The 12,386-nt window shown below is 49.9% G+C and carries 10 protein-coding genes; 3 read left to right on the plus strand and 7 right to left on the minus strand.

Annotated elements, in window-relative coordinates; genetic code table 11:
* Positions 1 to 470: 470 nt before the first annotated feature.
* From AAHB90_RS16930 to AAHB90_RS16940, 3 genes are all read left to right on the plus strand, one after another.
* Positions 471 to 1,658, plus strand: a complete 1,188-nt coding sequence (locus AAHB90_RS16930) for a sensor histidine kinase (protein WP_342086391.1) — start codon at positions 471 to 473, stop codon at positions 1,656 to 1,658.
* A complete protein-coding gene (locus AAHB90_RS16935) occupies positions 1,655 to 2,428 on the plus strand; it encodes a LytR/AlgR family response regulator transcription factor (protein WP_342086392.1) in 774 nt (257 codons plus the stop codon). The genes AAHB90_RS16930 and AAHB90_RS16935 overlap by 4 nt, the downstream gene beginning before the upstream one ends.
* A 170-nt stretch (positions 2,429 to 2,598) precedes the next feature.
* Positions 2,599 to 2,958 carry a hypothetical protein gene (locus tag AAHB90_RS16940; protein ID WP_342086393.1) on the plus strand — a complete coding sequence of 120 codons (360 nt, stop codon included), beginning with the start codon at positions 2,599 to 2,601 and terminating at the stop codon, positions 2,956 to 2,958.
* 58 nt (positions 2,959 to 3,016) lie between these two features.
* Here AAHB90_RS16940 and AAHB90_RS16945 read toward each other — a convergent pair whose 3' ends face one another.
* The 7 genes from AAHB90_RS16945 to AAHB90_RS16975 all read right to left on the minus strand — a co-directional run bounded on the left by AAHB90_RS16945 (position 3,017) and on the right by AAHB90_RS16975 (position 12,384).
* On the minus strand, positions 3,017 to 6,103 hold the full coding sequence (locus AAHB90_RS16945) for an efflux RND transporter permease subunit (RefSeq protein WP_342086394.1): 3,087 nt from the start codon (positions 6,101 to 6,103) through the stop codon (positions 3,017 to 3,019).
* A gap of 21 nt (positions 6,104 to 6,124) precedes the next feature.
* Positions 6,125 to 7,168, minus strand: a complete 1,044-nt coding sequence (locus AAHB90_RS16950) for an efflux RND transporter periplasmic adaptor subunit (RefSeq protein WP_342086395.1) — start codon at positions 7,166 to 7,168, stop codon at positions 6,125 to 6,127.
* Positions 7,169 to 7,175: 7 nt separating this feature from the next.
* Entirely contained in the window at positions 7,176 to 8,543 is a 1,368-nt protein-coding gene (locus AAHB90_RS16955) for a TolC family protein (RefSeq protein ID WP_342086396.1), read from the minus strand.
* Positions 8,544 to 8,595: 52 nt separating this feature from the next.
* Complete coding sequence (locus AAHB90_RS16960) at positions 8,596 to 9,210, minus strand: TetR/AcrR family transcriptional regulator (RefSeq protein WP_342086397.1); 615 nt, start codon at positions 9,208 to 9,210, stop codon at positions 8,596 to 8,598.
* A 118-nt stretch (positions 9,211 to 9,328) separates the two neighbouring features.
* Positions 9,329 to 10,282, minus strand: coding sequence for a cytochrome-c peroxidase (locus AAHB90_RS16965; RefSeq protein ID WP_342086398.1), 954 nt, complete (start codon positions 10,280 to 10,282; stop codon positions 9,329 to 9,331).
* Positions 10,283 to 10,301: 19 nt separating this feature from the next.
* Positions 10,302 to 10,757, minus strand: a complete 456-nt coding sequence (locus tag AAHB90_RS16970) for a protein-disulfide reductase DsbD domain-containing protein (protein WP_342086399.1) — start codon at positions 10,755 to 10,757, stop codon at positions 10,302 to 10,304.
* Positions 10,758 to 11,070: 313 nt separating this feature from the next.
* Complete coding sequence (locus tag AAHB90_RS16975) at positions 11,071 to 12,384, minus strand: peroxiredoxin family protein (RefSeq protein WP_342086400.1); 1,314 nt, start codon at positions 12,382 to 12,384, stop codon at positions 11,071 to 11,073.
* Positions 12,385 to 12,386 lie beyond the last annotated feature (2 nt).

A 12,386-nucleotide genomic window follows, 5' to 3' on the forward strand; every position in this document is an offset into this window, starting at 1 on the left:
AGAACCTCTTCCGCTACTTACCGGATGCGGAAAGTGACGGCAAATGCATGCATTGCACGGGCAACAGGCTATGTGTTGATAACTGTTTTTTATTTAAACGATTAAGCAATTTCTCAAACCAATATGTCGGATAGCAATGTCTTAGTCAGGTTTCTGTGATGGTATCGGGTAATGGAAACGGCTCGCCGAATAAGTATCTGATGGCAAGAGGGAAAATCTGAAACTGGGAATAATGTGACCAAATGTAGATTTAATCGATTAAACAACAAAATTTACAAGCAATTATTTTTACATTTTTTCTAAAAATAAACACATAACAACCAACATTGGCCTCAAACGAATCGCATGGCTAAAAATGTGTTTCAGATAACGATTCCCCCGCTTCGCGTAAATCAGGGTTACTTCCCGGTGCGAAGCCATTAGATTTGTCCGGAAATCATCCTTATGGTTTCCAAATCATCCATCCTGTCATGACCTTTTTAAAACGTATGTTGGAACATTCGGGGCTGCCGCTTTCCGTCGGGCAGTTCTGGTGGTACTCCTTCTGCTATTGGGGCATTTTTGCAATAATAACGTTCGGTCAGCTTATGATGCTGTGGCTTTTAAGGGAGGGTGTAGTCATGCGGCCCCATGAGGTGTTTATCTGGCTGCTCGACGGGTTGTTCTGGTGGTCTACCACCCCGCTCGTTCTGTACGCGTCGATCAAAGTTCCGATCGCCTTCAAAGTCCGGCAGAGCTCCATTCTGAAACCGATCCTGATCCACCTGGCGATCGTCACATTTCTGAACATCTTTATCAACCTGCTGCATTATTATATTACCAACCCGCTGATGTACCGGGCAGTGGGAAAATCCGTACCGCTGGAAAACTACCTGTTTTCCTTCTTCATTGCCTACACGGCAAGTTTCGGGCAGTATTTACTGTTGGTGGTCGGTTTTAATAAGGTGTCCTATATTTACCGCTATCAGCAACTCAAACAACAGAATTTCGAAACCGAGCTGCACAACGAACAGCTCCGCGGCCAGTTGGCCAATGCGCAGCTGCAATCGCTCAAAATGCAGCTCAATCCGCATTTTCTCTTCAATACCCTGCATAGTGTCGTCAGTTTAATGGTTAAAAACGATATCCGCAAAGCCACGCTGATGATCACCACGCTGAGCGACCTGCTGCGGGCGGTACTGGTGAACCAGTCGGCCGATTTCATTCCGTTACAGGAAGAGCTCAAACTGACCCGGCAATACCTCGACATCCAGCAGATCCGTTTCCAGGACCGGCTGAAAGTGGAATACCATATTGATCCCGCTTCCGAGCTTTGTCCGGTGCCACAGCTCATACTACAACCAATCGTCGAAAACTCTATTACTCACGGCATTTCCGATATTGCCACCAACGCGCTCATACGCATTACCAGCCGCGTGACCGCCACCGGCATGCAGGTGACGGTCTACGACAACGGCATCGGCGCCACTCCCCGGAAGCCCTCGAAAGGAATGGGCCTCGGCCTGCAAAACACGTTATTGAGGCTGCAACAAGCTTACGGTGCCGAAGGCCGGCTGGAATTTGACCAACCCAATGGCGGCGGCACTTCGGTGACCATGTATTTTGACGGCCGTCGGCCTGGCAATAACAACGAACACCAAAACCCCGAAAGAATATGAAATACCGCTGCCTGATCATCGATGATGAAGTGCTGGCCAGGGACGTTATCAGGACATTTGTACAGCATGACCATACCATTGAAATCACCGACGAGGCTGCCAACGGCTCCGAAGCGGTGGTAAAAACATTACAGCACAAGCCCGATGTCATTTTTCTCGACATCCAGATGCCCGAACTCGACGGTTTTGAGGTATTGCGGGAAATATGGCCCTACCACCAGCCGTTCGTCGTCTTCACGACCGCGTTCGATCAATATGCATTGCGTGCATTTGAGGTGAATGCGATCGATTATTTATTGAAACCGTTCGATGAAATCCGCTTTCACCAGTCGCTGGGGCGGCTTAAAGAGCGGCTCAGCCAAAAGTCGCAACCGCGGATCGAAGAGCTTGTAAACAGCCTTTTTCGTGATCAAAAAGAAAAGGAAGATAACTATTTGCAGCGGCTGCTCGTAAAAGAGGCCGGGAAGATGTACCTGGTCAAGACCGACGATATCACCCATTTTTCGGCGGATGGCAACTATATATCTGTTTATACTACGCAGAAGAAAGTTTACACCGTTTACGAGAGCCTCGGCAGTCTCGAAAACCGTCTGGACCCTTCTGTGATGATCCGTGTGGGCCGTTCGAACATTGTGAACATGAATTTCATCTCCGAGCTCGAAACCTACTTCAACGGCGAGTATATCATACACTTAACCACCGGTGAAAAAGTAAAATGGACACGTGGTTACCGCGACAATATCAAGGCTTTCATTGCCAGAATGGGATAACCTGCCGATACGGTTCACGATTTGAAATGCACGTTTTAAATAGTAAATAATCCAGATCAGACATTTTCTGTACACATTTCAACGAATTGGGCTACAAATTTGTCAAACGGTTTAGCTTTCGCCCACGCGGCGGGTACACCAAACATCTATTGCATTTAAATCCATTAGCCATGCTCTTCAAATCTACTACCATCGTAACCTCAGCAGTATCCGCGCTGTTCCACAATCCCAAAGGACAGCTGCAAGCCTTTTTCGTCTCGGCCGCAGCGGCCGGCGTTATTATCTGGCGACTGTGCATCTGCCCGGTCAGCCACGCGAGTCCAGCTCCAACGCTCACGGAAGCTCCGGCAGCCGACCAGAAAATGGCCGGGATGAAATGGAGCTACGACGAAATGGCACATAAGCTGATCGTGGAAAATACAGACCTCGCTTATGCTGAAATCAGCGAGGGTTTCACAAAAGGGATCGGTCAGGCGCTTAATAAGGTTACCAGGCAAAGCGGCGGCAAGCCCGTGGTCGTCAATTTATAAGGAGATAGCATCAAAAAGAAAATGGTTACCGGTAAGCTGCCGGTAACCATTTTCTATACTAGTAGGCTGCTTCAAGCTCTGTTTCCTCTACTGCGAGCCGTTGTTCTACTTTCGGCGGCAACAGCTTGTACATTACCGGCGTCACCAGGCGGGAAAGCAGTGTGGAGCTGATCAGCCCGCCGATAAGTACCAAAGCCAGGGGCGAATACAATGCGCTATACTCTATCACGAGCGGCAGCAAGCCGCCTATCGCCGTCATCGAAGTGAGCAATATGGGTACGAAACGGATTTCGCCGGCTTCGATGATTGCTTCCTCGATGCCCTTGCCCTGCTCGCGCAACTGGTTGGTAAAATCGACCACCAGCAGCGAGTTTTTCACTTCAATACCTACCAATGCGATAAAACCGATCGTGGCTGTGAAGGAAAGCGTTTCACCCGTCAGGAACAACATCGCCAGGCCGCCCACAATACCCAGCGGGATCACCGACAGTACGATCAGAATGCTTTTAAAGGTTTTGAATTCCAATATCAGTACTCCCAGGAACCCGAACACGGTGATCAGTATGATCAATCCCAATCCGCCAAAGCTCTCCTCCTGGCTCTCTTTTTCCCCGGCCACTTTAAAGTGCTGGCCTTTTTCAAATTTGAACTGATTGAGCTTCGCCGTAATGTCGTCGTTCATTTTCTGGACATTATAACCCGGCTTAGCAAATGCTGAAACGGTCACGTAACGGTCTTTATCGTAATGCCGGATCTGGTTCGGGGAGCTTTCCATTTCGATCGTGGCGATATTTTTCAGGGGAATGCTCGCACCCGAGGCCGATGTGACATACAGCTTGTCGAAAACACTGTAATCCTGGATTGCAGCATTGCGCGGGACGGATACATTGATATTGTAGCTATCGGCCTTACCCACATCCTCGCGGAAAGTGGCCACGTTTAGCCCGGCAGCCCCCAGCCGCACCGTACGATCGATGTCGGCCGAGGAAATGCCCAGCGTTCCGGCTTTCTGTTTATTGATGTTGATGCGTAAATCGGTCGGTTGCACGAGCAACGGGTTATTGACGTAAATCGTCCCTTCGGTTTTGGTGAGCAAATCCGCGACGCGGAATGCGGTTTTGCGCAAGTCTTCCAGGTTTTCCCCGTAAATGCGGTAGGCCAGCGGCGCTTCGATCAACGGCCCCTGCTCAAAGTCTTTCACCTTGATTTCAGCGCCCGGATAACGTTCCAGCCTCTTTCGCAGCTTTTCGATCACCGCTACTTTCTCCTCGGTTTCAAGTCCTTCCACCTGCACGAATATCTCGGCAAAGTTCTCGCTCTCATTCCTTTGAATTACATTATAATAAACCCGCGGGTTACCCTTGCCGACGTTAGTCGAAAAGGAGGTAATAAGTGGCTCTTTTTTAAGAATACCTTCCACGTAGCGGGCGATTTCGTTCGTCTTTTTGAGGTTGGTACCCTGCGGTGTTTCAATGTCTATCAAGAACATCGGCTTCTCCGATTTGGGAAAAAGACTGTTGCCGATGAGTGGTACCAATGCCAGCGAGCCTGCGAAGATGAGCCCGGCGATGAGCAATGTGGTTTTCGGCCAATGCAATGCACGGTCGAGCACGCTGCCGTAGGTTTTGTGAATACCTTTTTTCATACCCCGCAGCAGCCAGTTACCATCCTCACTCGCATGCGGTTTCAGGATCACGCTCGACAGGAACGGCACTACGGTAAGCGAAACGAGCATGGAGGCAAATACCGTCGTGATCACGGACATCGGCAAGCTTCGGATAAAGTCACCCGCGCCTTCGGGCAGGAATACCAGCGGCAGGAATGCGAAGATCAGCAGAATCGTACAACCGACTACCGCGAGGCCGATTTGCGAGGAAGCCTGAATAGCCGCCTGCACCTTTCCGTAGCCCATGCGTAAATAACGTTCGATATTTTCCACCACTACAATGCTGTCGTCAACCAGGATACCCAGCGCGACGATCATCCCGACAATGCTAAGCTGATTAATATTATAACCCAGCAAGTTCATGATCGTAAGGCCGATCGCCAGTGAAAGGGGGATCGAAATCATCACCACCAGCGAAGCCCGTGTGCCAAGCGGCAGCAATGTGAGCAGTACCAGCAATATGGCTATGCCGAAATCCCTGGCGAAATGCGATAAACGGGTATCGACGCTACTGGCCTGATCGAACACCTTGATCATTTCTATATTGGAAGGCAATGTTTTTTCAAACTTCGCCACTACCGGCACTACCTGGTCGCGCACGGATATGATGTTTTCGCCTTCCTTCTGGCTTACATTCACAAAGCTGCAACGGAAGCCGTTCAGGCGGGTGATATGCGTTTCGTCCTCATAACCCATCTTTACGTCGGCTACGTCTTTCAGATACACGATCTTGCCGTTCGAGCGGGAAACTACCGTATTGGCAACTTCATCCAGCGTGCGGTAGCTGCCGCTCGTTTTAATGTTCAGCTTTTTGGTGGCCATGCTGATGCTGCCGCCGGGAATGTTTACGCCCTCGCTCTGCAATGCGCCAACGATCTGGTCCTGGGTCAGTTTCTGCTGTGCGATTTTTTGCAAATTGAGGTTTACCTTCACTTGCGGTTCCGGGATGCCCGAATATTCCACCTTTTTAAGGGTTTTGATCTTTTCGAGTTGCTCCTTGAATTCCTTCGAATACTTTTTCAATTGCGCATAACTCGCATTTTCGCTGATGAGTGCGTACTGGTAAATGCTTACGTCCGACGGAATCTGTTTGTTAATGCGGATGTCGGCAATGTCCGCAGGCAGCTGCGAGCGGAGCGCGTTGATTTCCCGCACTACTTCCTGGTATTTGTCATCGGGATCCGAGCTGTATTTGTATACCACCTGCATAACGGCGAGCCCGTCGCGGATATCGGTAATTATGTGCTTCATATCGTCGAGCTCGTTGATTTTCTTCTCCATCGGGTCGACGACGAGCTGCTCCATGTCTTTCGGGTTCGCACCGGGGTACACCACCACGACGGTAAATTGCGGCGGATGAATGTCCGGATCCTCGCTTCGGGGCATGGTGAAGAGCGAGTACAGCCCCAGCGCCAGCACGCCCAGGAATATCACCAGCGTAAACTGGTAATTCTTGACTGCAAATTCAGGTAATTTCATGATCTAAACAGTTGAAACAGGTTACTGAACTACTTTAATCACCGATCCTTCGGCCAGATAAGCCGAACCTTCGCGGATCACCCGCGCACCTGCATCGATACCGGCGAGGATAAATGCCTTGTCGCCTTCGAGGAATGCGATCTTCACGCCTTTTTTCTGTGCCCGGTTACCATTGGCCACGAATACGAATGCGCTATCGTTCTCTCCCTCGATCAATGCGTCGACGGGAATGGAAACCATGCTCGTTTTCTCTTTTGGATAAATATGTACTTTGGCAAAAAGGCCGCTGGCAAGCTTCATGGCGGGCTTGTCAATTCTGATTTCCGCCTGGTATAATCCTGAAACCGGGTCGGTAACCTGCGCGAGGGTTTTTACATTACCTGTAAATGTCTGCGGATAAGCGTCGAATGTGATCTCGGCTTTCTCGCCTCCTTTGAGCCTCGCCCAATCCTTGTCGGTAAGGCCACATTTGACCACCCAGTCACTGCTGCTGGTGCTGCTTACATGCAACACCGGCGTTCCGCCTTGGACCTGCTCGCCCGCATTCTGTAATTTCTGCACTACCACGCCGTCGGCGGTGGAGAATATTTTGGTCTGCGACAGATTGAATTTGACGATATCGAGCTGCTTTTCAGCGAGTACCAATGCGGTCTGCGTGTTTTCGAGCTGTTCCTTCGTCGCAACGCTATCGCGGTAGAGGTTCTGCACACGGCGGGCGTCGCGCTGGGCTTTCAGGAAGTTCTCTTCCGCCTGCCCCATCTGCGCGGCGATTTCCGTCGTATTAAGCGTCGCCAACAACTGGCCTTTCCTTACTTTATCCCCTTCCTTGACAAGAATATCTTTAATAATGCCGCCGATCTTGAACGACAGGCGCGCCTCGTTTTCGGAACCCAGCAGACCGGACGTTTCCACGGCCTGTGCCTGGGTCAATGCGGCTGAACTGATGATTTTAACCGGGATTGTATCGTCGGTCTGTTCCGGTTTCTTTTCTTCCCTGCATGCGGACGCGAACAGCGTTGCCGCGAGCAGATAGGCGTATATCATGGGATGTGTTGTAGCTTTCATATCATTTTTAGTTTGAGAATAAATAGCTTGCCCGGGCCCGTTCCAGCTCTGCGGCGCGGGTTTGGACATTCAAATAGGAAATACTCTGTTGAAGCTGGTCGCTGATCAGCCGGTTCTGGGCGTCGAGCAATTCGATGTAAAGCAACTGGCCTTCGCGATAGAGTTTTTGCTGATCCTGGTAATATTGTTGTGACAATGCAGTCTGGCTCTTGGCAGCCCGGTAAGTAAGCACTGCCGATTGAAAAGTATTGGCCGCGGTTTTGTTCTGTAATTGAAGCTGTTGTTCTACCTGGCTGATCTGCTCGCCGGTGGCTTTCTGCTCCATTTCCGCTTGTTTCACTTTGTATTGTGTGCGGTTGTTGGCAAAAACCCGCCAGTCGAGTGTCACCCCGAAGAGGTAATAGCGGGTATCCCGGTTAAAATTCACAAAATCACCCTGTGAACCCAGATCCATGAACGTAGAGAGCTTCGGTAATGCCCCTGCACGCGCCAGCTGGCCCGACAATGCATTGATTTTCGAAAGCGATTCCAGCTTGGCCAGTTCCTCTCTCCTACCCGCAGCAGCCGTATCCGTCAACACCTCCGCCTCGGTAGGAGCTTCGATTTCCAGACTGTTATCTAATGGGTTATTCAGCAGGAAATTAAAGTAAGCCTTCGCATTCACCGACTGGTTCCTTGCGTCCACGAGCCGCGCTTCGAACCCGATGAGCTCATTCTCCGAACGGCTCACGACGGTGCGGATCGCCTTGTCGTTTTTCACCAATGACTGATTGAAACGAAGGTTCTCCCGTGCCAGTAAAACGGCGCTTTCCAGAATACGGACCGCCTCGTCGGACTGCTGACAGGCATAATAGGCAAGTTTAATCTCCTTCACTAACTCTCGTCTGTAAACGTCGACCTCCGCCTGCTGCAAATGGATCTGCTCTTTCCGGATTTTGGTGTTATAGGTGATTTCTGCATTGTAAAGCGGCAGCGAAGTCCTGAATTTGGCATCATAGTAATTCCGCGGATTGAACGTCTGGCTTACATTCTCCACCTTCGGAAATGCCGAAGACTTGGTCAATTCATTGAGGGAGTTATAGACAGGGTTCAGCAAATCGCCAATCGGAATGCTGATTTTCCGTCCGCCGCGCGAGTCGAGATAAGAAGTACTGAAATTGACTTCGGGATAAAAGAAGGTCCTCGCCTCTTTGAGGGCAAACAGGTTTCTTTCCAGGATAAAGCGTTGCTGTTTAAGCCCTTGATTGTTCCGAAGACCCTGGTCAATATAGGTTTGCAGACTCGCGTCCTGCCCTAGCACGGGTGTAAAGATGCTTAGCAAAGGCACAAGAAGATACTGCCAATGCCGAAGCATGGGTTTCAAGAATCGTATCATTTTTTAAGTAATGTTTAGTTTATAAACAGTGTTTAGTGAATGGTAAAATTTTTTACTTTTTCAGATTGGCTAAAAATAAGTCGAATGAATTATACAGCATTTCCCGCGTAGCATCGTCGGGCATCATCAGGATACACATCCGTTCCCTGACATAGAGCGAAACCAGTCCGTGCACAAACGACCACACCTGGATCGCCGTCACGTGTAAATCGGCCTTCCGGATCCTGTCCTGTTCCAGGCAAGCTTCGAGCGTCGAAATCAGGTAACCGAAAGCACATTCGCCGGCTTTCCATTTCTCTTCATTCCTGATCTGTTGCATCGGCGCGCGCATGATGAACATCAGATCGTAATAATCCGGGTTTTGAATACCGAACTGCATGTAGGTCCGGCCCAGCGCGGCAAGCCTTTCAAACGGGTCGGCTATCACATCGTGTTTTCTTAGCTCCTTGTCCAGAATATCGAACGCATTCTCGTGTATGACGTAGAAAATCTCGTCTTTATCCTTGAAATACAGATAGATAGTAGCCGGACTATATTCAATATCGTCAGCAATGATACGAATCGACGTCTTATCGTACCCTTGCTTCAAAAACAGCTGAGTGGCTGACTCTATGATCAGGTTCCTCATTTCCTGTTTTTCCCGCTCTTTTCTTTCCTTGATCGCCATGCTTTTTGTAATTACGATGTGAATATAATAAACACTGTTTAGTAAATGCAAATTGTTTAGCAAATAAGGTAGGAATGGTGGAAATCTACCTATGAGCGGGAGCGGAATGTGCGGGAAGTTATTTTTGCCGGAAACGGTCGTCAGTCAGGGCTTCGAGAAACGCCACAATGTCGTCGACCTCATTTTCCGAGAGATTCAGCCCGCTACCCAGCGACAGGTCGCGGTTGATCGGGTTGTTTACAAACTTGTCGGGCGTGTTGTAATATTGTACCACTTCCCGCAATGTTTTAAACATCGCATTATGCATATAGGGAGCTGTCACGGCCACATTTCGCAAGCCAGGTACTTTAAAGAGCCCGATATGAGAGCTGTCTTTTGTGATTTTAAACCGGCCGGAATCGTTCAGCTCTTTACCATTAAACAAGCCAATACTTTTGAAACGGTCGGCCGTGAAATCCTCGCCGGAATGGCAGGTAGCACAATTAGCCTTTCCAATAAAAAGCATCCTGCCGCGCACAGCCGCTTCCGACATGGCTTTTTCGTTGCCGTCCAGATAGCGATCGTAGGGCGTATCGGTCGTTTCCAGCGTGCGTTCAAAAGCAGCTATGGCGCTGAGCAGGTTTTTAGTGTTAATCTCTGTTTTGAAGACCTTTTGAAATGCGGCGCTGTAAAAATCGTCTCTTTTTAGCCTTTCAACTGCCTGATCAACGGGCAGGTCCATTTCATCATGTGCCGACAGTGGCCCTAGTACCTGTTCTTCCAGTGACGCGGCGCGCCCATCCCAGAAGAAGTCCGTACGGCCCGACAGGTTGGTCAGCCCAGGGCTGTTGCGCGTGAGCCGCGTGCCTTTATCCCCGATACTGAACGCGGCAGAGTCCGCAAAAGCAAACTGCGGAATATGGCACGACGCGCAGCTGATCGCCCGCCCACGCGAGAGGATCGGGTCGGAAAACAACTTCTCGCCCAACTCCTCCTTCGTTTTCACTTCCACCGACGCCGGGTTGGATTGCCAGGATATGAATGTCAGCGAGCCGCCGCAAAGCACGACCGCCAGCCATTTTGTAATGCCCATTTGAAACTATGGATTTAAATCAATGCACTTCAAAAGATTCCTTAAATGGCACGCAGAGGCCGTCCTCGCTGGAACACAAGAGGCCTTTGATCGTTCCAGACACCTTACCGCCGGCTTTCGCGAGTTGGATCGTCTGCCGGAACTCAGCCTTGTCTGTGAAATAGGTATAAGCCTTGTCCCAGGTCGGGTCCACAGCTTTGAGGGGCTTCACCGGCCTGACCTCGCCAACGAGCTTGTATGTATGGTTGGAATTAAATGCAAATTCGGTGGGAAGTGGCCCGATATCGCCCTTGAAATCGGACGAATAGAGCTTCCAGTTTTTATCGATATCCGCGGAAAATACCACTTCCACCTGTTCGCCGGGTTTGGCATCGCTTTTCGAAAAGCTTACTTTCCAGCGTGAAATGTCTTTGAGGTCCTGGCCGAAAACACTTCCCGAGCAGCACAGAACAAGCGCTATAATCTTGTAAATCATTGAAATACTATTTTGGAATAAATGTTAAACAACTGCAAAGCACAAACATTTTGCCGGCCTTGCAGTTGTCTCAAATCACCACGTACCTAGTTTGTTGAACTTACGATCTGGTTTAGGCCAGGTATTGTTGTTACATGCCTAACGGCATTTACGATCGATACGACCAACCATTTACAGCTACCAATATTACATCGCTAACGCGATTGGACTTTCCCCGCCTAGTGCCGTCAGGCACGCAACATTGGTAGAAAAACGGTTGTATCAGAATTTTTAAAATCCCGTAGGGATGTAACAACGCACTGTTTGCAAAACGTTATTTTGAACTCTTGGTCGTACCAACCGAGGCCGACCTGACACCAGCCGGCACCGGCTCTGAGATAAGCTCGTTGAGGTCTTTGTTCCATTTCGCCACGTAATCCTGAAAGTACTGGCCGGTAACCTCGCCGGTGTACCCGGTATGGATCTGGCGGACTTCGCCTTTGCGGTCGATCAGGATTGTCGTCGGGAACGCCATCATGCGGTTCAGCGCCGGTAGTTTGTCGGAAGCCACCTTTTTATCGGCAATGCCTCCAAAAAGAATGTCGTACTCGATACCGTATTTCTTTTTCAATGTACCCAATGTGTATTTCGCATATTCAAGGTCGTCTTTTTGCTCAAACCCGATCGCGATCGCTTCCACGCCGCGGTCTTTATTGGCGCGGTACCAGGGCGCGAGGAACGACGTTTGGTCGGTACAGTTCGGGCACCAGGTCCCGATGATCTCCACGATCACCACTTTACCCTTGTACTTGTCGTCGCTGAGCGATACCTGCTTGCCGTCAAGGTCAGGTAATGTAAAATCGAGTTTTTTGTAACCCTCTTTCAGATAAGTCAGTTTGTAAGGGTCGGGCAGTTCCGCCTTGTCGTTCTTGCTGCCTTCGAACCGGGTATTATCATAAATGCCCGAGCTGATAACCCCTGTAATGCTGCCGTCCTCGTTGATTTTGCCTTTATACACGCGCGGGTTCGGACCTGAGAAATGTGACAGCACAAACTCATCGCCCTGTACCACGCCTTCCAATTCACGGCTATCCCCTACTGTGGACATCACCACGCCTGTCAGTTTGCTGCCCTCCTGTTTAAGAAGCGCCACATTATCAGGCATTTTGGCTTTGCTGAAAACCTGCAAATCCCATTTGCCTGAAAGGTTATGCTTCGTAGGTTGTTCCTTTCCTTTCTCCACGAAACGGTAGTTCTTACCATATTCGGCCGAGAACGGAAGTGCATTACCCCGGAAGCCGGGCACAAGGCTGCGGTACTCGCCTGTGATCTTTCCGTCGGTTTCTACTTTGGCCACCAATGCGGCGTCGTAAGTATTCATTTTCACGAAAATAGAGTCGCCCCCGAGTTTGGTCACCTTAAAATCGTCGCGGCGTGAGCCGTTCAGCAGCGTCAGGATCGGGTGGTCTTTGTCTTTGGCGTTATACTCGAAATTAAATGGAATGTGCGTTTCGCTGATCACGAATTCGCCCCTCCATACGCCCTGCTTTGGTGCTTTGGCGCCCGGACCGTCGCTTGCAAATGCTGCACTGCCGAACAACGTGGCCCCTGCCAATGCCACGGCTTTGATCTGGTTGTTGATTTTCATAC

The sequence above is a fragment of the Dyadobacter sp. OTU695 genome (genome assembly GCF_038440355.1).
Taxonomy (GTDB): domain Bacteria; phylum Bacteroidota; class Bacteroidia; order Cytophagales; family Spirosomataceae; genus Dyadobacter.

What these genes read in the sequence shown, in the direction of transcription:
- AAHB90_RS16930 (WP_342086391.1), top strand. Translation starts at nt 471, where the DNA reads ATGACCTTTTTAAAACGTATGTTGGAACATTCGGGGCTGCCGCTTTCC.
- AAHB90_RS16935 (WP_342086392.1), top strand. Translation starts at nt 1,655, where the DNA reads ATGAAATACCGCTGCCTGATCATCGATGATGAAGTGCTGGCCAGGGAC.
- AAHB90_RS16940 (WP_342086393.1), top strand. Translation starts at nt 2,599, where the DNA reads ATGCTCTTCAAATCTACTACCATCGTAACCTCAGCAGTATCCGCGCTG.
- AAHB90_RS16945 (WP_342086394.1), bottom strand. Translation starts at nt 6,103, where the DNA reads ATGAAATTACCTGAATTTGCAGTCAAGAATTACCAGTTTACGCTGGTG.
- AAHB90_RS16950 (WP_342086395.1), bottom strand. Translation starts at nt 7,168, where the DNA reads ATGAAAGCTACAACACATCCCATGATATACGCCTATCTGCTCGCGGCA.
- AAHB90_RS16955 (WP_342086396.1), bottom strand. Translation starts at nt 8,543, where the DNA reads ATGATACGATTCTTGAAACCCATGCTTCGGCATTGGCAGTATCTTCTT.
- AAHB90_RS16960 (WP_342086397.1), bottom strand. Translation starts at nt 9,210, where the DNA reads ATGGCGATCAAGGAAAGAAAAGAGCGGGAAAAACAGGAAATGAGGAAC.
- AAHB90_RS16965 (WP_342086398.1), bottom strand. Translation starts at nt 10,282, where the DNA reads ATGGGCATTACAAAATGGCTGGCGGTCGTGCTTTGCGGCGGCTCGCTG.
- AAHB90_RS16970 (WP_342086399.1), bottom strand. Translation starts at nt 10,757, where the DNA reads ATGATTTACAAGATTATAGCGCTTGTTCTGTGCTGCTCGGGAAGTGTT.
- AAHB90_RS16975 (WP_342086400.1), bottom strand. Translation starts at nt 12,384, where the DNA reads ATGAAAATCAACAACCAGATCAAAGCCGTGGCATTGGCAGGGGCCACG.